This is a genomic window from Arthrobacter sp. FW306-05-C (genome assembly GCF_021801725.1).
Classification (GTDB): Bacteria; Actinomycetota; Actinomycetes; order Actinomycetales; family Micrococcaceae; genus Arthrobacter.
This window is the reverse complement of the sequence record NZ_CP084556.1, coordinates 1,840,015-1,858,212: the sequence shown is the minus strand read 5'-3', so window position 1 is coordinate 1,858,212 and position 18,198 is coordinate 1,840,015. Positions and strand designations below refer to the sequence as shown.

21 protein-coding genes and 1 riboswitch are annotated in these 18,198 nt (G+C 63.4%); of the genes, 18 read left to right on the top strand and 3 right to left on the bottom strand.

Annotated elements, in window-relative coordinates:
- Positions 1–40 precede the first annotated feature (40 nt).
- Positions 41–952: a potassium channel family protein gene (locus LFT44_RS08600; protein WP_236802228.1), complete on the bottom strand. Its 912-nt coding sequence runs from the start codon at positions 950–952 to the stop codon at positions 41–43.
- A 136-nt stretch (positions 953–1,088) separates the two neighbouring features.
- Between LFT44_RS08600 and LFT44_RS08595 the strand changes: the two genes are divergently transcribed.
- Positions 1,089–1,511, top strand: coding sequence for a four-helix bundle copper-binding protein (locus LFT44_RS08595; RefSeq protein ID WP_236802226.1), 423 nt, complete (start codon positions 1,089–1,091; stop codon positions 1,509–1,511).
- Between the two features lie 79 nt (positions 1,512–1,590).
- Complete coding sequence (locus tag LFT44_RS08590) at positions 1,591–2,196, top strand: DUF305 domain-containing protein (protein WP_236802225.1); 606 nt, start codon at positions 1,591–1,593, stop codon at positions 2,194–2,196.
- Between the two features lie 314 nt (positions 2,197–2,510).
- Here the strand turns inward: LFT44_RS08590 and LFT44_RS08585 are convergent, their stop codons facing one another.
- On the bottom strand, positions 2,511–3,719 hold the full coding sequence (locus LFT44_RS08585) for a multicopper oxidase family protein (RefSeq protein WP_236802223.1): 1,209 nt from the start codon (positions 3,717–3,719) through the stop codon (positions 2,511–2,513).
- A 383-nt stretch (positions 3,720–4,102) separates the two neighbouring features.
- On the opposite strand from LFT44_RS08585, the gene LFT44_RS08580 reads away from it, so the two are divergent.
- Genes LFT44_RS08580 through LFT44_RS08570 form a run of 3 tightly spaced genes read left to right on the top strand, consistent with a single transcriptional unit; the run spans position 4,103 to position 6,958 of the window.
- Entirely contained in the window at positions 4,103–4,423 is a 321-nt protein-coding gene (locus LFT44_RS08580) for a metal-sensitive transcriptional regulator (RefSeq protein WP_236802221.1), read from the top strand.
- 19 nt (positions 4,424–4,442) lie between these two features.
- On the top strand, positions 4,443–4,667 hold the full coding sequence (locus LFT44_RS08575; RefSeq protein WP_236802220.1) for a heavy-metal-associated domain-containing protein: 225 nt from the start codon (positions 4,443–4,445) through the stop codon (positions 4,665–4,667).
- Positions 4,668–4,726: 59 nt separating this feature from the next.
- Entirely contained in the window at positions 4,727–6,958 is a 2,232-nt protein-coding gene (locus LFT44_RS08570) for a heavy metal translocating P-type ATPase (RefSeq protein WP_236802839.1), read from the top strand.
- Between the two features lie 96 nt (positions 6,959–7,054).
- On the opposite strand, the gene LFT44_RS08565 is transcribed toward LFT44_RS08570, so the two are convergent.
- Complete coding sequence (locus LFT44_RS08565) at positions 7,055–7,828, bottom strand: NlpC/P60 family protein (protein ID WP_236802218.1); 774 nt, start codon at positions 7,826–7,828, stop codon at positions 7,055–7,057.
- Positions 7,829–7,831: 3 nt separating this feature from the next.
- Positions 7,832–8,029, bottom strand: a riboswitch (cyclic di-AMP (ydaO/yuaA leader).
- A gap of 244 nt (positions 8,030–8,273) precedes the next feature.
- Here LFT44_RS08565 and LFT44_RS08560 point away from each other — a divergent pair.
- From LFT44_RS08560 to LFT44_RS08500, 13 genes are all read left to right on the top strand, one after another.
- On the top strand, positions 8,274–8,591 hold the full coding sequence (locus LFT44_RS08560) for a heavy-metal-associated domain-containing protein (RefSeq protein WP_236802217.1): 318 nt from the start codon (positions 8,274–8,276) through the stop codon (positions 8,589–8,591).
- Between the two features lie 234 nt (positions 8,592–8,825).
- Positions 8,826–9,296, top strand: coding sequence for a hypothetical protein (locus LFT44_RS08555; RefSeq protein WP_236802215.1), 471 nt, complete (start codon positions 8,826–8,828; stop codon positions 9,294–9,296).
- Positions 9,297–9,430: 134 nt separating this feature from the next.
- On the top strand, positions 9,431–10,072 hold the full coding sequence (locus tag LFT44_RS08550) for a DUF305 domain-containing protein (protein WP_236802213.1): 642 nt from the start codon (positions 9,431–9,433) through the stop codon (positions 10,070–10,072).
- A gap of 114 nt (positions 10,073–10,186) precedes the next feature.
- Positions 10,187–11,050 carry a F510_1955 family glycosylhydrolase gene (locus tag LFT44_RS08545; protein WP_236802212.1) on the top strand — a complete coding sequence of 288 codons (864 nt, stop codon included), beginning with the start codon at positions 10,187–10,189 and terminating at the stop codon, positions 11,048–11,050.
- A 3-nt stretch (positions 11,051–11,053) separates the two neighbouring features.
- Entirely contained in the window at positions 11,054–11,803 is a 750-nt protein-coding gene (locus LFT44_RS08540) for a cytochrome c biogenesis CcdA family protein (protein ID WP_236802210.1), read from the top strand.
- Positions 11,804–11,843: 40 nt separating this feature from the next.
- The gene (locus LFT44_RS08535) at positions 11,844–13,394 is read left to right on the top strand and encodes a multicopper oxidase family protein (RefSeq protein ID WP_236802208.1); all 1,551 of its coding nucleotides are present in this window, start codon (positions 11,844–11,846) and stop codon (positions 13,392–13,394) included.
- A 12-nt stretch (positions 13,395–13,406) separates the two neighbouring features.
- Positions 13,407–14,318 (top strand): prolipoprotein diacylglyceryl transferase, encoded by a 912-nt coding sequence (lgt, locus tag LFT44_RS08530; protein ID WP_236802206.1) that lies wholly within the window; start codon positions 13,407–13,409, stop codon positions 14,316–14,318.
- Positions 14,315–14,950 carry a DUF3105 domain-containing protein gene (locus tag LFT44_RS08525; protein WP_236802204.1) on the top strand — a complete coding sequence of 212 codons (636 nt, stop codon included), beginning with the start codon at positions 14,315–14,317 and terminating at the stop codon, positions 14,948–14,950. The genes lgt and LFT44_RS08525 overlap by 4 nt, the downstream gene beginning before the upstream one ends.
- 21 nt (positions 14,951–14,971) lie before the next feature.
- Positions 14,972–15,229: a hypothetical protein gene (locus LFT44_RS08520; RefSeq protein ID WP_236802203.1), complete on the top strand. Its 258-nt coding sequence runs from the start codon at positions 14,972–14,974 to the stop codon at positions 15,227–15,229.
- A 1-nt stretch (position 15,230) separates the two neighbouring features.
- On the top strand, positions 15,231–16,133 hold the full coding sequence (locus LFT44_RS08515; RefSeq protein ID WP_236802201.1) for a cytochrome c oxidase assembly protein: 903 nt from the start codon (positions 15,231–15,233) through the stop codon (positions 16,131–16,133).
- A gap of 202 nt (positions 16,134–16,335) precedes the next feature.
- Complete coding sequence (locus LFT44_RS08510; protein WP_442863775.1) at positions 16,336–16,989, top strand: TlpA family protein disulfide reductase; 654 nt, start codon at positions 16,336–16,338, stop codon at positions 16,987–16,989.
- Positions 16,990–17,071: 82 nt separating this feature from the next.
- A complete protein-coding gene (locus LFT44_RS08505; RefSeq protein ID WP_236802199.1) occupies positions 17,072–17,545 on the top strand; it encodes a hypothetical protein in 474 nt (157 codons plus the stop codon).
- Between the two features lie 133 nt (positions 17,546–17,678).
- The gene (locus LFT44_RS08500; protein ID WP_236802197.1) at positions 17,679–18,167 is read left to right on the top strand and encodes a hypothetical protein; all 489 of its coding nucleotides are present in this window, start codon (positions 17,679–17,681) and stop codon (positions 18,165–18,167) included.
- The last annotated feature ends 31 nt before the right edge of the window (positions 18,168–18,198 follow it).

The following is an 18,198-nucleotide window of genomic DNA, read 5'->3' as shown; positions in this document are numbered from 1 at the left end:
TGCGGACTCATTATGTGCAGGACTGGTCCGTTAGAATGGTTCACCCGTTGAAACGGCGGCTGCCCTCTAATGCCCCTGCGGCCAGATGATCCCTCGTATAGGAGGCGAGGACTTCTGCTGTGGAATCTCCTGCCATTCCAAACTGCCTTCCAAGGGTTTGTGCCAGGTCCTCAAGGGCTGTTTGAAGGATCCGGCCGTTGAGCTCAATGTCGCGATCAGCGCAGTTGCGCGCTTTATCGCTGAGGTCGAGGGCGTAGCGGAGGGAGGCGGCCAGGGCGATCCGGCTGTCGGTTTCACGGAAGTAGTAGGTCTCAGCGTTTTGCGTCATGTCGATCCGGGCCTCGGTGATACCGGCCGAGAGCTCCTCGAGCACCCGACTGCCGATCACGGCCCGAACCTCATTGAGTTTGTCGGCGTACCGGTTCTCTTTCAAGTGGTGCAGGCGGACGGCAAGTGTGCGTCTGCGCCGGAGTGCGGGATAGATCTGGTTAAACCAGGATAGTGCCGCTGTCAGCAGGGCGAACCCGGTCAGACCTTGAACGGGTGAGAGGATTCGCAGCCAAGGATTGACCGGAACGACGTCACCGTAGCCGAGGGTGGCGAGGGTGACCAAAGAAATATAGAACGCTTCAGAGAAACTGTTGTACCGGCCCGGATCCAAGCCGGGTGAGTAACTGAAGCCCTCCGGGACATGCGGGTAATAGATAAGAGCCCAGCCCAGGGTCTGCAGCAAAGTCCAGGCAACGATGACAGCAACCATTGCCGCCGGACCGGCGATACGGCCAAGCCTGTGACCGGTCCTCCGCGAGATTCCCCAGATCAGCACGGTGATCCAGTGGCTTATCCGGCCCCTGCCGGAGGGGTGCAGCAGGGTATGGAAGATATCGTTCAGCCCGGCCGCCACAACAGCGACCCCAAGAACGGTTAAAACAGCATCCACGGCCAGGTTCACTCTCCATTTTCCAATTTGTCCGTCCGGGCAAGGCACCCTGGCGGGGTAGCCGGAACAATAATGATAAGGCTACTGTCTATTAAGGGTCCGGTGTCCTGCCGGATCCCGTGACGTCCTATGGATCAGGAGCAGAACGATGACTCATATCACCTCAATGCTGGAGACCTATCCGAAAGACCTCGGAAACGTTGATCGGCAGAAGTTGGCCGACTTGATTGCGGCGTGCTTTGAATGCGCCCAGACCTGCACAGCCTGCGCCGACGCGTGTTTGAGCGAGGACATGGTCGCCGAATTGACCAAATGCATCCGTACGAACCTGGACTGCTCGGATATCTGCGCCACCACCGGCAATATCTTGTCCCGCCACACCGGCTACGACGCCAACATCACCAGAGCCGTCCTGGAAGCCTGTGCCGTGGCATGCAAAGCCTGCGGCGACGAGTGCGACCGGCACGCCGGGATGCACAGGCACTGCCGGGTCTGCGCCGAGGCCTGCCGCCGCTGCGAAAACGCCTGCAGGGAACTCCTCGCCTCCCTCGGGCGGGGAGCCTCAGACTAAGGCATGGAAACCGGCTCCGACCACTTAGCCCGCAGGAGCCACCACGTCAGTTAACACCACTACATGGAGGCAGGGAAAAATGAAGTACCCGACGATGGGAACAAAAATCCGTGCAGTCGCGGCCTCGGCCGCACTCGCGCTGGGAGCAACAGCAGGCGCCGGGGCAGCCGGAGCCGCGCCGGCGCTGGCCGATGCTCCGGCGCAAACCCGGCAGGTAGCCACATTCGAAGTGGACTTCCTCACCGGCATGATCGATCACCACGCGATGGCCATTGCCATGGCACAGACCTGCCTGGAGAAAGCCACCCACCAGGAACTCAAAGACCTGTGCCAATCAATCATCGAGGCCCAGCAGCAGCAGATCCAAAAGATGCAGGCCTGGCTGCAGGACTGGTACGGGATCAACTATCAGCCGCAGATGAGCCAAGGCGACATGCGCTCCATGGAACGGCTGCAAAACTTCAGCGGGGCCGAATATGAGATCCGCTTCATGCAATCCATGATCCGCCACCACTGGCGCGCCGTCCGCGAAGCCGAAAAATGCCTCGACAACGCCGAACACCCCGAACTGATCGAACTCTGCTCAAACATTAAGGAGGCTCAACTGGCCGAAATCAGCCAGATGCAGACCTGGCTGGAGCAGTGGTACGACCGGAACGGAGGACGGCCGGCATCCACGACCTGAACTGCCCGTCCCTGCTGGCAGGGTGGCCGTTACCCATCAGCGGTAACGGCCCCCGCCAGGAAGGACTGTAACAGCGCCCTTTCCTGCCCGGGGCGCGTGGGCTCTCTTACCACCTGTCCTTCACAGCTTGATGAAAGAGCTATCCTGCGTGCCCCGGCGCTCCGTGACCTCCTCGAATCCTGCCCTGCCGCTGCCGGTGGGTAGAGCCCTTCTTGCGGCCGGGAAGAGAGTAATCCAGGAAGCGCAAGGAAAAGCGCGGACGCCGCCTTCAGGTCCGGCTCCTCGCTTGGGAGTCGGACCTGCGGCACTTATTCTTATGCCGGTGGCCCGAAGTACTCCGCAGGGACCGGTTGGAAGCCGTTGTAGTGGAAGATGCGTGTCATTCCAACGGGGGCACCCTGAAAACCGGACTTTCCGGCATTGGCCTGATGGTCCGGGAAGCTGCAGTGGAAGACCCAGTTGCCTGGGTTGTCAGCCCTGAACTGCAAAGTGAAAAACTCACCGGGTGCAATGGCCTGTGTGGTGACTGTTGCAGGGGTCGTGGGGTGCCCGTTGATCGCCACAAGCGTCATGTCCATGCCGTGCAGGTGCATTGAGTGGGTCATGCTCGAAGCGTTGTAGAGCCTGATCTGTACCAGATCGCCTTCGTTGATGTTAATTGGTTCCCCAGCTGCATCGCCTGTTTTGCCGTTGATGGTATTGAAGGGCCACATTCCACGTCCGTCGGGTTTTGGTACGGCCGGGGCTCCATTGCTGATCGTCATCCCGTCATCGGCAGAAGGGTTGAATTGCTGGAGCGTCATCGCTACGTCTACCTGTGGGTTGTCTTTTGCCGCGGTTTGCCTGGGCAGAATTGTTATCATTCCGGCAAGGCCTCTCGGTTCCTGCTTGGCCGTGTTTGTATGGGTGTGGTACGCGAAGGTTCCGGCATGGCCCGGGGCGTAGGCAGGATAGGTTACTGACTTCCCCGGCTGGACGGGCTTAAAATCGATGCCTGCCACGCCGTCGGCGTCATTGGGCTCGTGCGTGCCGTGTGGATGCAGGCTCGTTGGCTGATCCAGCTCGTTAGTGAGTACAAACTGGATCTTCTCACCTTCGTAGGCCACCAGGGTGGGGCCGGGCGCGGAAGCCTTACTGTCGTCGCTGCCCGTGACCTTCCAGCCGAGCACCTTGGCGGTTTCGATGGGGAACGTCGCAATCTGCTGCTTGAACTCCAAGGCGGTGAGCGTGAAGACCCGTGTGTCACCTTTAAGTTCGCCTTCGTAGTTACCCACGCTTGGTGTGATGGGCACCGTTGTGGCAACGGGACGACTGTTCGTGCCGCCGCCTTGGTCCACTGGAGCTTTCGCGATCGCTTGGCCACCCGTCAAGGTGATCGTCAGAGCCAGGGCGCTGGCCCCGGCGAGTACTTTTTCCTTAAGCCGCATGATGGATCTATCCTCCTCGTATTTCGCCGACTCGTCGCCGCCGGCCTTCGACGCCCCCCCCCTACCCACCGGCGTTCGCACCGGATCGAAGAACACTTCGATCCGGTATAGACAGTAGGTTGCTCTCCCCTCACGGCAATTGCAAGCCTGCTTACCTTCTTATGGGCAGGGTCCGCTGCCGGGGTTTTTGAAGCCGCGCTCCCAAGCCTGCGGTGAGGCGCCTTAGATCTGATGGATGACTTTGACGGGTGAGGGAGCTGCAGCAGGAACACGCGGCAATTTCATCCCCGTACCATTCCGGACCACCGAGACTTCACCGCCGGCGCATGGTTCTACTGGGTTAACGCGTTCACCATTCGAACGCTCTCTACATCGTCTGGGCCCTGCGGAACGCATGTGCCATGCACCAGATATTCCTGCTGGCACTTGCTAGGTACCCCCCCGGGGTATATAATCGGATTGCGCTGAAAGGAATTCCGATGATTCAGAACATTGATAGCCTCCCTTCCGCCGATGCGGCGGACTACGGGTACAGCAGCGAAAAAGAGGCTTACCTGCGACGCCTGAAGCGTATTGAAGGCCAAGTGCGCGGGATCGCCCGCATGGTCGGTGAAGACGCCTACTGCATCGACATCCTGACCCAGGTCGCGGCCGTGAACAAGGCGCTGCACGCGGTCAGCCTGGGCCTGCTCGAAGAACACATAGGACATTGCGTGGTGAATGCCGCGGCCGCCTCCGATGAGGCCGGCGAAGCCAAGGTCAAGGAAGCAACAGACGCCATCGGGCGCCTGCTGCGCTAAGGACGAAGGAGAAACCGTCATGAGCGTAAAGACAACTGTCAATATTTCCGGAATGCACTGCGGCCACTGCGTGGCGTCGGTGACCGAGGAACTGAGGGAGCTCGACGGGGTCACTGGTGTGGACGTGACACTGGACAAAGATGGCGTCTCGGCCGCCACCATCACCTCGGTAGCCGAGCTGGACCCCGAACAGATCGGTGCGGCGATAGCCGAAGCGGGCTACGCCGTCGTGGCCGGCGGTTAGGCGTGGGCACCGAAACCCTTGCCCCCGGCACCCGGATCCTCGAGCTGGACATCCAGGGCATGACGTGCGCGTCCTGCGTTGCCCGGGTCGAGCGGAAACTCGGCAAGCTCGAAGGCGTCGACGCCACCGTGAACCTGCCCCTGGAGTCGGCCCGGGTGACCGTCCCGGGCACCATATCCGACCAGCAGATCATCGACACTGTCACTGCCACGGGATACTCGGCCGCGCTCAAGACCGAACACAGCGCCCCGGAAGAGCCGCCAGCCGACGTGGAGCCGGCACAGCAAACCGGGCCTGGCGGGGATAAGGCGGCTGCGGCACGGGCAGCGGCCGGCAAGAGTCTGCGGCCCCGCCTCTACGTGGCAGCCCTCCTGACCCTGCCGGTCCTGGTGATCTCCATGGTCCCGGCCGCGCAGTTCCCGCACTGGGGCTGGGCGGCTCTGGTCCTCAGCACGCCGGTGATCAGCTGGGCCGCCTGGCCCTTCCACCGGGCCGCAGCCATCAATGCCCGGCACCTCGCCTCCACCATGGACACCCTGGTATCCATCGGCGTCAGCGCCGCCTTCTTTTTCTCGGCATGGCAGCTGCTGGCCGATCCGTTCATGACGGCACACCCCGTCATGAACATGAGCGGTCACGCCCTGTACTTCGAAGTCGCAGCCGTCGTCACCACCTTCCTGCTGCTGGGCCGCTATCTGGAAGCCAACGCCAAACAGCGCGCAGGCGACGCCCTGCGCGCGCTGCTGAACCTGGGCGCCAAGGAAGCCACCGTGCTCCGGGACGGAACAGAGTCCCGGGTCCCTGTTGAGCGGCTCGTCCCAGGCGACGTGTTCCTCGTCCGTCCGGGGGAAAAGATCCCCACCGACGGGTACGTCGTGGAGGGCCAGAGCGCCGTTGATACCTCCCTCATTACCGGTGAGGCGCTGCCTGTCGACGTGGGTGTGGACGATACGGTGATCGGGGCAACGATCAACACGAACGGTCGGCTGCTGGTCAAAGCCACCCGTGTCGGCAGTGAAACGACTCTCGCCCAGATGGGTCGGCTTGTCAGCCAGGCCCAGAGCGGCAAGGCAGCGATCGCCCGGCTGGCCGACCGGATCAGCGCCGTCTTCGTTCCGGTCGTGCTGGGAATTTCCGCCGCCACCTTCGCCGGATGGTTCCTTGGCGCCGGTAACCTGCAGGCGGCCTTCACCGCCGCAGTGGCTGTGCTCGTGATCGCTTGCCCGTGCGCGCTGGGGCTTGCAACACCGACGGCGCTGCTGACGGGAACGGGCCGGGGGGCGCAACTGGGCATCCTGATCAAGGGACCGCAGGTCCTCGAAGACACCAGGACTGTGGACACCATCGTGCTGGATAAGACCGGAACGGTCACCAGCGGCAAGCTGTCCGTGTCCGCTGTCCAGAGCCTGGACGGGACCGGCAGGAACGAGCTGCTCACCCTGGCCGGGGCAGTGGAAGCGGCAAGCGAACACCCGGTAGCACACGCCGTCGCCCGGGCAGCAAGGACGACGGCGCCGCTGCCGGCGGTCACCGACTTTGTCAGCGCAGCCGGCGGCGGCGTCCGCGGGACCGTCAACGGACACGCAGTCGTCGTCGGACGCGCAGGCTGGCTGCGGGACAACGGCATCAACGAACCGGCCGATGGCCAGCAGATGCTGCGAACGCTGGAGGACTCCGGCGCCACGGTGGTATGGGTCGGCATCGACGGAGAACCCGCAGGACTGATCAGCCTCACCGACACCGTCAAACCCGGTTCGGCCGCCGCGATCGCGCGGCTGAAGGACCTGGGGCTGCGTCCCGTGCTGCTCACCGGCGATAACGCCTCGGCCGCGTTAACCGTCGCCGCGCAGGTCGGCATCCCGGCCGAGGATGTGCTGGCCGGGGTCCTGCCTGAAGGCAAGGTGGCCGCCGTGCGCCGGCTGCAGGACGCCGGAGCGACAGTGGCCATGGCCGGGGACGGCGTGAATGACGCTGCAGCCCTGGCCCAGGCCGACCTGGGCATCGCCATGGGCAGCGGCACCGACGTGGCCATCGCGGCCGCGGATCTGACGGTCATGGGAAGCGACCTGGGGCAGGTCGCTCAAGCCATCGAACTGTCCCGCCGCACACTGGGCACGATCAAGACCAACCTGTTCTGGGCGTTCTTCTACAACGCCGTCGGCATCCCGGTCGCCGCGCTGGGGCTGCTCAACCCGATGATCGCAGGCGCTGCGATGGCCGCCAGCTCAGTTCTGGTGGTTACCAACTCCTTGCGGCTGCGCCGCTTCGGGCGCCCCGCAGTGAGCATGTAATTACTCCCCGCCCGTGAGGCAGGGATGCTGAAGGCCGGTGATGCAGTGCCCCCAAGGCACTGCATCACCGGCCTTCAGTGGTCTGTGGATGGCCGCTTATTTTCCGGCGCGGACGAAGGTGACGGCGCCCTTGGCGGTCATCCAGGTCAGGGGGTGGACGGCGGTTTCGTTCCTGCCGTTCAGGCCGGAGCTGAGGACCTGGCCGTTGCCGACGTAGATCCCGACATGGCCCGGCTGCATGACCATGTCGCCGGGCTGCGGGTCGGTGACTACCGTTCCGTAGTTCATGAACTGCATCGGGCCAAGGTCCCCGACGGGGATGCCGGCCGCGTTGAGGGCGTTCTCCACCAGCCGGGTGCAGTCCTGGATCATGCCGATCTGGGCATAGGCGGAGGAAACCATGATGGCGTTGATGCCGCCGGCTGCCGGTGCTGCCACGGGGGCGGCAGCAGCAGGGGTCACCGTGACCTGGGCCTTCGCCGGCGCTACCGCTGCGGTCACCGCGGGCGCCACGGGGGCCTTGGGTGCCTGCGCTGCGACCGGTTTGGGTGCTTCCACGACCGGAGCCGGGGTGGTCTCTACAACAGGACGCTCGAAGGAAATCTGGACTGTGGCGTCGGCGCTGAGCGGCGTCTGGACCTGGTTGGTGACTTCCAGGTTTGAGGCCGGCTCCGCGTCGCGCTGGACCGGGGCGTCGGCTGCCTGGGCGGCGATGCCGCTGGTAAGGACAAGCCCGGACGCTGCGGCGATGACCGCGGCCTGGCGCCCGGCGGCACCGGCGTTACCGGCTACTGACCTGGACAGCACGGCAAGGGGACTGGTCTGGACGGGGACCGCGCGGCGGCGGCCGTGAGCTTTGCCATTGGGCATGAAAAGGCCTCTCCCACTGCCTGCGAGGTTAGCTGTCGGATTCGGATGGGAGACACCCGGCCGCACCGGTACATGAGTGGCACCAGGCACGGCTTCACCCCAAGACCTGCCCGAAGCAGGCCGCCATTGGGTTCCCCGTCTCTGCCGGACGAAAGTTGCGAATGGATCCCGGGCAGCGGCAGAGTTAGGCAAGTCTGCTCGGGAGTGCCGCACTTGGAGAAACGGGCACGGCTATGACCATACGTCACATCATCAACACTTGTCACATTCCGGTAACGCCGCGCCGGGCCACGTCTCCCCTCCCACTTGCAAACTTATACCCAGTGGGGGTATATTTTTGGATGTTGTCAGTGAAGTGGTATGTCCCGGCCGGTCCCTTGCACCTGCTCTCACAGCCGTTCAACCCCAGCGCCCATAAGTCCTTCGTCTAGGAATGGAAACTGACATGTGTGGAACTGAATCCCGTACCCAGCTGCCGCTTGCATCCTCAGCATCCGGGTGCAGCTGCTGCTCGACCCAAGACTCGGCTGTCCCGTCGGCAACGCCCGGAACCAGCGCCGTGGAATTCGCGGTGGATGGTCTTACCTGTGGGCATTGCGTTCAGACGGTCGAGAAGGCCGTCTCCTCCCTGGAGGGGGTCGAATCGGCTTCTGTCGAGCTGGTCCCGGGCGGCCGCTCGCGCCTGCTGGTAGGAGGCAGGGCAAATGAGGCTGCCGTGCGCGAGGCCGTCACCGCCGCCGGCTATACATTCGCGGCGAACTAGGCATTTCCCCCGGTAACTTCCTCCTTCCGGGCTCCGGAAGGAGGAACCGGTCCGGGCGGCTGGCCGGACAGGCCCGCCGCCTCTAACCAACGCCCCGCACCTCAACCGACGTGGGCGCAGTGAAACCGAATGCCGGCCGCGCACGTTGTACCAGCACGGCAGCGACTGGCCTGAAGCGGCGTGCCGGTAGGCTGAAGCTGTACTGCCGCCCTGGACTGAAAGGAGGAAGACCTCGTGACCGCATCATCCCAGCGCCGCCTCACCGCCTTCCTCCTGAGTGCGGGCTTCCTCGTAGCTGCCTTGGCCATCATCGCCGGGATCTTCGGCATGCACGTCATGACCGGCGCCCACGACATGGGTCCCGGTCACAGCATGACCGCAGCTGGCGAGGGTCCGGTCGTGCGGCTGCAGACCATGCCGGTCAGCCACTCCCATAAAACGATGACCGACGGTGCTGCTGAGGCTCCCGCTGTAGTCACCGGTTCATCCGCGTCGTCCTGTGCCCCGGCAGGGTCCTGCCCGGAGATGACGGCCGGTGCGGCTGCCTGCGTCCTGGCTCCGGGAACCACCACTCTCGCAGCCCCGCTTCCGGGAACAGCCTCCTATGAGCTGCCGGATTTCGGTGCCGCGGCCGCAGGGACAAGCACCTATTCCTACTCACCGGACAGCCCCTCCCCCGGTGACCTCTGTATCAGCCGAACGTAAACCCTTCCTCAGCGCCTTGCCCTGCACCAGCGCACCGTCCACCCGGCAGCGACAAACGGCCCAGCCGTCTTACCTAGGCTGCCACCTACAAGGCGTCCCCGTGCGCCGCTGATACTTTTGAGGACCTGATTTTCATGAAGAAGACCCTGACAATTTCTGCTGCCGCCATCGCCGCGGCCATCGCCCTTGCCGGATGCTCCACCGGATCCGGAAGCGGAACCTCCGAGACAAACAGCATGCCCGGGATGAACCACAGCAGCTCCGGGATGTTGTCATCCAGCCCCGCCCCGGCAACATCAGCAGCCGCTGCCGGGTTCAACGACGCGGACACCATGTTCGCGCAAATGATGATCCCGCACCACGCCCAGGCTGTGGAAATGAGCGACGTGATGCTCAAGAAGCAGAACATCCCCGCGGCCGTGACCGACCTGGCCACCAAGATCAAGGCAGCCCAGGGCCCGGAAATCGAGAAAATGACCGGCTGGCTTCAAAGCTGGGGCAAGCCCACCCAGGCGCCTACCGACATGGCCTCCAGCCACAGCATGGAAGGCATGATGGGCGAGGATGACATGGCCAAGCTCGACGCGGCCCAGGGCACCGAAGCCGCGAAACTGTTCCTGACCCAGATGATCGCCCACCACGAAGGGGCGGTCATGATGGCCAAGACCGAGACCACGGACGGCAAAAACGCCGACGCAGTCCAGCTCAGCAAGGACATCGTCAGCGCCCAGGAAACCGAAATCCAGGAAATGAAGGACCTGCTGGCCACCCTCTAGCCCGCGCCCCAATGGGTGCCGGCTCTCTTCCCCCTGGAGGCCGGCACCTCCCCTGTCACCCTTCCCGGTTACCCTGGTCCGCCCGGTTGGCCGGTCCAGTCTTTGGAGTTTCCCATGCCCCTGTACCCTTCCCGCCGTCACCTGACTGTCTCTGCACTTGCCGCAGCGGCCGCGCTGTTTACCTTGTCCGCCTGCTCCCCCGTCACGGCTGCCTCCACGGACGGGGCGTCCGCCCTGCCCAGCTCCCACGTCCATAGCTTGAGTGTCAACTCCGAAAGCGGGCAGGTACTGCTGGCGACCCATGAAGGGCTTTTTGACATCACGCAAAATCCCGGCGTCAAAGTCGGAGCGACAAATGATCTTATGGGTTTCGCGGCCGCCATGGATGAGGGTGTCTTTTATGCTTCCGGCCATCCCGGCAAGGACTCGAAAATGCCCAATCCTTTAGGCCTTGTGAAAACCGTTGACGGCGGAAGAACCTGGGAACAGGTCTCCCGGCAGGGGGAGTCGGACTTCCATGCACTCACGACCACTAAGTCCGGGCTTGTCGGCTTTGACGGGACGATGCGCACCAGCACCGACGGCAAGACATGGAGGACCGCTGGTGCCGGCTTCGCCCCGGCCGTCCTGGCCGGCAACCCTTACAGCGACACCGTGCTCGCAACGACCCCAGAAGGCGTTCAGCGGTCCGTAGACGCCGGCAACACCTGGAAGCCGGTGCCGGCGGCTCCGGTGATCCAGTTCGCCGCTTTCGCAAATGCTGCCGACGCAGCCGGCGTGGCACCCGACGGCACAGTGTATGTGTCCAACGACGGGGGTTCCAGCTGGAAGAACGCCGGAAAGATTGACGGTACCGTTCAGGCAATCGCGGCGTCCGAGGGATCAGAAGGCGGTCCCTGGATCTGGGCTGCAACGACCGCCGGACTTGTCGTCTCCACCGATGGCGGAGTCACTTTCCGCCCCGCCGACGCCGCCTGAGCCATGGACATCGGCGGCTTCTTTGCCTCCACCGTCACCTCCGGTGCGCTGCTGATCGCCATCCCGCTGGCCATGACAGCGGGCCTGGTGTCGTTCCTGTCACCCTGCATCCTGCCCCTGGTGCCCGGATACCTCGGCTTCGTCTCAGGCCTGACCGACCCCGCCCAGCCGAAAAACCGGCGCCGGGTCCTGGCGGGAGTGGGACTCTTCGTGCTCGGATTCGCCACCGTCTTCACCCTGTACGGGGCGGCGTTCGGGGCGATCGGCTCCTGGCTGCTGCGCTGGCAGGATGCACTGATGCGCGGTCTGGGGGCAATAGTGATCCTGATGGGCCTGGCTCTTCTGGGATTGGTGCCCTGGCTGCAGCAGACCCGCAAACTCACCCTCAGCCGAAAGACCGGCCTGGCCGGCGCCCCACTGCTCGGGGTCGTGTTCGGCCTGGGCTGGACCCCATGCATGGGACCGACCCTGAGCGCTGTCCTGTCGCTCAGCGTCACAACCGGCAGTGCAGGACGTGGAGCGTTGCTGGCGTTCGCCTACTGCCTTGGTCTTGGCATCCCCTTCGCCCTCACGGCCTTGGGACTGGGCTGGGTCAGCAACGCCCTGACCTTCATCCGCAGGCACATCCGGGCCGTCAACATCGTGGGCGCGTTAATGCTCATTGTCCTGGGCATCCTCATGGTCACCGGAGTCTGGGTCCGCTGGATCTACCAGCTGCAAAACCTCTCCGGGACCTTCCTCACCCCCATCTGACACCGGCGGGGCCGCAAGCTCCGCTCACAAAGGAAATCCTATGAATCACCATCTGGACCGGCGCCGCTTTTTGGGTCTATCGGTCGCCACCGCCGCGGCCGCAGCCCTGGCTGCGTGCACTGAGAGCACTAAACCCGGCACCGCGACCGTGCAACGCATCATGGCCGCGGACCCCGCCGTCGCCGAGTATGAAACCGCACGCCCCTCTTCGGGGAATACCGTCACGCAACCTCTGCAGGCAGGTGCCTTCACTGCCGCCGTGGCCGGCAAAACCATCACCACGTGGGGGTACAACGGGGCGTTGGCCGGACCGGCCATCCGCGCCAAGGCCGGAGACCGCCTGAGCGTGAACCTGGTCAATAATCTGAAGGACGCCACCAGCATTCACTGGCACGGGCTCGCCCTGCGCAATGACCAGGACGGCGTCCCTGGCCTCACCCAGGACCCTGTCAACGCCGGGGCCGAGTTCGCCTACGATTTCCGGCTCCCCCACCCCGGCACCTACTGGTACCACTCGCACGTCGAAATGCAGCGTGAACGCGCCCTCTACGGAGCGCTGGTTGTCGAGGACCCTGCAGAGGACCTCGTCTACGACAGGGACTGGGTCATCCTGCTCGACGACTGGCTCGACGGTATTACCGGCACCCCGGACGAGGTCGTGCAGGAGCTTTCCGGCGGCATGTCCATGCCCGGAATGGACCACGGATCGATGATGGGATCCAAACCCGCCCCCACGGCAGGAGCATCGGGCATGAAACACATGTTGATGGGCTCCCGCAGCGACTTCCTCGGCGGTGACGCCGGTGATGTCAGATACCCGTACCACCTGTTCAACTCAAAAGCCCCGGATGAGGCCGAAACCCTGGCCGCGAAACCGGGGGAAGTGATCCGGCTAAGGATCATTAACGCCGCCGGGGACACAGCCTACCGGGTCGGCGTACCGGGTCAAAAACTCACCCTCACCCACACGGACGGGTTCCCGGTCCAACACCAGGACGTCGACGCCGTGGTTCTCGCCATGGGCGAACGCATCGACGCACTCCTCACCGTCCGGGAGGGCTACACCCCGGTCATGGCACTGGCCGAGGGGAAGACCGGCCAGGCACTGGGTTACATCAGCACCGGCACGGGCAAGAAGCCCCTGCCCGCTGTACTCCCGAACAAACTGGACGGTGCCGTGGTCGACGGAGGACAACTGAAAGCCGATCCCAAAGTCACCCTCGCGGACAAGGCCCCGGACCGGACCCACGACGTCCACCTCACCGGCAGCATGATGAACTACGACTGGGGCATCAACGGCAAACGCTTCGACATGAACAACCCGTACGCCACCACCTTCGATATCAAGGCAGGTGAACGGGTCGAAGTGAAGTTCATCAACGACACTGACATGTGGCACCCTATGCACCTGCACGGTCACACCTTCCAGGTATCCGGTGGCGGGGCGCGCAAAGACACCGTCATCGTCCGGCCCAAACAGACGGTCACGGTCATCTTCGACGCCGACAACCCGGGTCAGTGGCTTACACACTGCCACAACGCCTATCACGCTGAGCGCGGCATGATGGCCGTCTTCTCCTACATCAAATAAGGGCCCCTGATCATGAACGCCGCTGTCGCGACAGAACTGTTCTTTCCCTCCCCTACCGTGAGTGCCTTCCAGCTCGGACCGCTGACGATACGGTTCTATGCCCTCGCCATCCTGGCAGGCATTGTCTTCGGGGTTTGGCTGACCGCCAGGCGCCTCCGGCTTCGCGGAGGCACCACGTCCCAGACTCTGGACATCGTGACCTGGGCGATACCTTTCGGCATTGTCGGAGGAAGGCTGTACCACGTCATCACCGACAACCAGCTCTACTTCGGTCCGGGAAAAGACCCCTGGGGGGCGCTTAGAATTTGGGAAGGCGGCCTCGGGATCTGGGGAGCCGTTTCCCTCGGACTCGTCGGCGCCGCGATCGGCGCGCGCCGCGCCGGGGTTCCCTTCTCCGCGTTCATTGACGCGGCAGCTCCCGGACTACTGATCGCCCAGGCGCTGGGACGCTGGGGCAACTGGTTCAACAACGAACTCTACGGCCAGGCCACCGACCTGCCGTGGAAACTCCAGATCCATGCCATGAACCAGACCACCGGCCAGGCCTTCACCGGACCCGACGGCAGCCCCGAAATCATCGGCTACTTCCAGCCCACCTTCCTCTACGAATCCCTCTGGTGTCTGGCGGCCGCATCACTGCTGATGTACCTGGACCGTAAGTACCGGCTCGGCGCCGGGTCCGTGTTCGCGCTGTACATAACCCTCTATACCGCCGGCAGGTTCGTGTTCGAGCTACTCCGCTCCGATCCCGCCAATACCATCCTGGGGCTGCGGGTGAACACCTGGGCAGCGGCACTGTTGTTCATCGCCGGGCTGGCCCTTTTTCAGGCCCGCAGGCGCCTGCCCCGCTCGGGAGTCGGGCCTGACCACGGCAGCACGCCCCAACCTGCTCCTGACATTGAAAGCAAAGGAACACCGCTATGAGCAACGCAGCCAAGCGACGCAGTGAACACCAGGCGATAGTCGCCTCGATCCAGGCCAGGCAGAAAGCAAAGCAACGCAAATGGAACCTTCTGGTCTACGGAAGCTTTGGCCTCCTCCTTACAGCCATCATCACCGCGGTGGCGATTACGGTGGTGGGCTCCGTCCAGGAACGAAACCAAGCCGCGGAAGAAGCCCGGAAACCCATCGAAGGTGTTCAGACTTTTGCTGACCTTACCCGCAACCACGTCCAGACAGCTGTGGACTATCCGCAGGAACCGGGAGTGGGAGGAGACCATGCCGGCATCTGGACGAACTGCGGCGTGTACACCAACCCCATCAACGAACAGAGCGCAGTCCATTCACTGGAGCACGGCGCGGTGTGGCTGACCTATAAGCCCGACCTTCCCGCCGCCGACATCGCAACCTTGACAAGCCTTGTCCGGGACAAACCCTACGTACTCCTCAGCCCCGACAGCGGCCAGAGCGCAGCAGTGATGGCGACGGCCTGGGGGACGCAGCTTGCGCTCCCGGCAGCTGGCGATGCCCGTATTCCTGCGTTCATCCGCGCCTATGCCCAATCCAAGAACGCCCCCGAGCCCGGCGCCGCATGCACCGGCGGTACCAACGGTTGACCCTCCCCGTCAAGGAACATCATGAAAAACTACCGCAAGCCAAAACAAGAGACTGAAGCCCAGGCACGCTATCGCCGGCACCGGCGGCTGGTCCGTATCGGGCAGGTCCTCATGGGGTTGGGCGCCCTCGTGGCCATCGCCCATTGGATCGCCCACCTGGCACCTACCGGGCCGGGACCGAGCCCCATGGAGGACATCTTCATCGGCTACCCCACCGGTGCTTTACTGCTCCTCATCGGTGCTGTCATCGCCGGACGCACCGAGACGAAAAACCACTAACATGCCGCCCCTGGATGTTGTCCTAACCTCCTGGACGATGAACTGGCCGGCCCTGGCCCTCCTGACCACGGCCGCCCTGCTCTATGCGCGGGGCCTGCGACGGGCCCGGCTGCTGCGGACCCGGTGGCCGTGGCTGCGGACCGCGACGTTCTACACCCTGGGTCTGGGCAGCTTTGCGCTGTTGAGCTTTGGATTCACCGGCGTCTACAGCCATGACCTGCGATGGGTCTTCACCCTTAAAATCACCTCATACCTGTTCATCGTTCCGCTGCTCGTCACCGCTGGTAAACCCCTCACCCTCGCCCGGACAACCCTTGGACCGGCCGGTACGGCGAGGCTGGACCGATTTCTGGCACACCCTGTCATGCGGGCGCTGGCCAACACCGTGGTCGCCGCGTTGCTGGGCCTGGGAATCTTCACCCTCTTTCTGACACCCCTGTTCTTCCCCCTGCGAACCGAGCCGTTCTGGGACATCGCCCTCACCCTTCTCGTGCCGTTGGCCGGGATGCTGATGGTCGTGCCCATCATCGAAGACGCCTCCTCCAAAACCGTCAGCGCAATGATCATCGTCGAATTCATCTACGTATTCATCGAGCTGGTGGCCGACGCCGTACCCGGGATCATGATGCGGATCAGCCCGCAAATTTTGGATGGCGCGGCGCAGGGCCTTACCGGCCATCCGGCCTGGCTCCCGGGACCGCTGCGCGACCAACAGCTCGCCGGTGACCTGCTGTGGTTCCTCGCAGAAACAGTCGATGTGCCACTGATCATCCTCATGTTCGTCCGCTTCGCACGCAGTGACCGAAATGAAGCACGCTCCTACGACAACCTCACTGACGACCAGCTCGAGGCTCTGAACAGCGAACACTTGAACCGCCCGCATCTACCCCCGGGTCCGCCGTGATGCCTGACCCGGGCCTTCGCAAAATTCCCGACGGCACAAAATCGCCGGTGCATCCTGCCATCGTCGACCGGAGCCAACAGCCAACGCAGAAGGCAAACTCCCTTCCAAGCGGAGATTTGCAGTCCCAAACACAAGGCGACCGCAGGCCCTTCTTCCCATCCCGGCGTACTGGCGGCCACGTCACTCACTCAAACAGCAAGGGATGATCGTGCACGAACCCACACTTCCTGTCCCCCCTCGGCCTGATCAGGGAACGGCCACCGTCCTGACCCGCCGAAGGTTCATTTCCACTGCCCTTGTGGGGGCGGCGGGCGTCGCAGCCCTCGCAGGATGCAGCTCCCCCGACGCCTTGGCCCAACAAGCCAAGGCCGGTGACAACAAGAATTACATCGCCGGCGACGGTTCCGTCACAGAATACGCCGCCGAGCAGCGGACCCAGGCGGTGGTATTGACCGGCAAACTCTACGATGGGACTGCCGTCAGCTCAACCGACTGGGCCGGCAGAGTCACCGTACTGAACTTCTGGTATGCCGCCTGCGCCCCGTGCCGGCTCGAAGCCCCCCGGCTGGAGGCGCTCTGGGAGCAGTTCCAACCCGACGGGGTCCGGTTCTATGGCGTGAACATCAGAGACGAGGAACAGGCCGCCACCGCCTTTGAACGGACGTTCGGCGTCACTTATCCCAGCATGCAGGATAAGGACGGCGGGATCCTGCTCGCGATGGCCCGCTACGTCCCGCCGCAGGCCGTACCCTCCACCCTTGTCCTGGACAAGCAAGGACGGGTTGCCAGCAGGATCCTCGGACTGGCAGACCAAGGCATCCTCAAAGCCCTCATCCTCAGCGCTTTGGCCCAATGATGATTCCCCGGGCGGCCGGCCGGCCTCAACCGCCAAATTGCTTTCGGACAGCCGGATGAGTGGATAGTACATGGAACCTCAAATGCACATGTGGCATACGGATGCAGAAACCCTGCTGGACGTAGTCGTGGACCGGGCCGCCATGGAGGCGCGGCTAACAGACTGCACCGTCCTGGAACGCGTCTGGGTCCTCACCCTCCTGGGCCACGGCGGTGAGGCGATCAGAGAAGGCCATGTTCTCCTGGAAAGCTCCGACGATCCCTTCCAGGCCCTGCTTGTCCTTGCTCATGCTTACCAGAGGACCTACCGATGGAGGGAGGCTGGCAGATTTCACGAAGAGGCCCTCCGGCTGGCCCGCACCAGAACCAGGGAAGCTCTCGTACGCCACCAAATTGGCAGGCGCCTCTTCGACGAAGGACTTTACGCGGCCGCCGCTGCTGAATTTGAATGGGCCCAGGATCTGTACCGCTCCACGGGAAGGGCACGCCAAGCCGAAACATGTGGACAAGCCAGGGACCGCGCCTTGGATGTTCAGGCACAGGCCATGTCCCTATAAGTCCAGCCTCGTCGACCATTACGGCGAGCCTTCACGGCCTAGAGAAAGGGGAAGCCAGCGCCACACTGCAGGCCGGCAAACACAGGCGCTGCAGCGACATGACAGTCAGCGTAACCAATCAAAGGAGAAAGAAATGACTATGTCAACCTTTTTTGGCCCCAGCATGACGGTTATTTCTGGCCCCACTGAGGACTTTGGTTGCCCTGTGGTCATGGATCCACAACCGGGCACCGCGCAAACGTACTCCAGTGCTGGCCGGGCCTTTGAACTAACGACAAAGAGTCTTCGCGCGCCGTATGCTCACGAACAGAATGTGCACGAGGACCCATGGACCGAAGGATGCCCCATGTGGGAGAGGATGGTTGCCAGGATAAGGACTTCAGTGCGCTTTCCGAAACGCTCAACCACTGATCTCAGCTGGCTGAGGAATATTGGGATTGCATTGGGAATACTCTGGCTCGCGATTGTTTTATTCGGCTGGTCGGGACGGTGGTCGGGTATTTTAGCTGTCCTCGTGGGCGTCGGCTGGTTTGCCCAGTCCGGTCTGGCAGTGAAAGAAATTCGGCGGCGCCAACGGGAGGCCACCCTCGAACAGCCAACAGGTCAAGACCACGGGCAGTAACTCGCTCCAGCGGCTTCAAGATGGGCGCAAC

Excerpts from the sequence above, each read along its gene's own strand:
- LFT44_RS08595 (WP_236802226.1), top strand. The coding sequence starts at position 1,089 with ATGACTCATATCACCTCAATGCTGGAGACCTATCCGAAAGACCTCGGA.
- LFT44_RS08590 (WP_236802225.1), top strand. The coding sequence starts at position 1,591 with ATGAAGTACCCGACGATGGGAACAAAAATCCGTGCAGTCGCGGCCTCG.
- LFT44_RS08580 (WP_236802221.1), top strand. The coding sequence starts at position 4,103 with ATGATTCAGAACATTGATAGCCTCCCTTCCGCCGATGCGGCGGACTAC.
- LFT44_RS08575 (WP_236802220.1), top strand. The coding sequence starts at position 4,443 with ATGAGCGTAAAGACAACTGTCAATATTTCCGGAATGCACTGCGGCCAC.
- LFT44_RS08570 (WP_236802839.1), top strand. The coding sequence starts at position 4,727 with ATGACGTGCGCGTCCTGCGTTGCCCGGGTCGAGCGGAAACTCGGCAAG.
- LFT44_RS08565 (WP_236802218.1), bottom strand. The coding sequence starts at position 7,828 with ATGCCCAATGGCAAAGCTCACGGCCGCCGCCGCGCGGTCCCCGTCCAG.
- LFT44_RS08560 (WP_236802217.1), top strand. The coding sequence starts at position 8,274 with ATGTGTGGAACTGAATCCCGTACCCAGCTGCCGCTTGCATCCTCAGCA.
- LFT44_RS08550 (WP_236802213.1), top strand. The coding sequence starts at position 9,431 with ATGAAGAAGACCCTGACAATTTCTGCTGCCGCCATCGCCGCGGCCATC.
- LFT44_RS08545 (WP_236802212.1), top strand. The coding sequence starts at position 10,187 with ATGCCCCTGTACCCTTCCCGCCGTCACCTGACTGTCTCTGCACTTGCC.
- LFT44_RS08540 (WP_236802210.1), top strand. The coding sequence starts at position 11,054 with ATGGACATCGGCGGCTTCTTTGCCTCCACCGTCACCTCCGGTGCGCTG.
- LFT44_RS08535 (WP_236802208.1), top strand. The coding sequence starts at position 11,844 with ATGAATCACCATCTGGACCGGCGCCGCTTTTTGGGTCTATCGGTCGCC.
- lgt (WP_236802206.1), top strand. The coding sequence starts at position 13,407 with ATGAACGCCGCTGTCGCGACAGAACTGTTCTTTCCCTCCCCTACCGTG.
- LFT44_RS08525 (WP_236802204.1), top strand. The coding sequence starts at position 14,315 with ATGAGCAACGCAGCCAAGCGACGCAGTGAACACCAGGCGATAGTCGCC.
- LFT44_RS08520 (WP_236802203.1), top strand. The coding sequence starts at position 14,972 with ATGAAAAACTACCGCAAGCCAAAACAAGAGACTGAAGCCCAGGCACGC.
- LFT44_RS08515 (WP_236802201.1), top strand. The coding sequence starts at position 15,231 with ATGCCGCCCCTGGATGTTGTCCTAACCTCCTGGACGATGAACTGGCCG.
- LFT44_RS08510 (WP_442863775.1), top strand. The coding sequence starts at position 16,336 with ATGATCGTGCACGAACCCACACTTCCTGTCCCCCCTCGGCCTGATCAG.
- LFT44_RS08505 (WP_236802199.1), top strand. The coding sequence starts at position 17,072 with ATGCACATGTGGCATACGGATGCAGAAACCCTGCTGGACGTAGTCGTG.
- LFT44_RS08500 (WP_236802197.1), top strand. The coding sequence starts at position 17,679 with ATGACTATGTCAACCTTTTTTGGCCCCAGCATGACGGTTATTTCTGGC.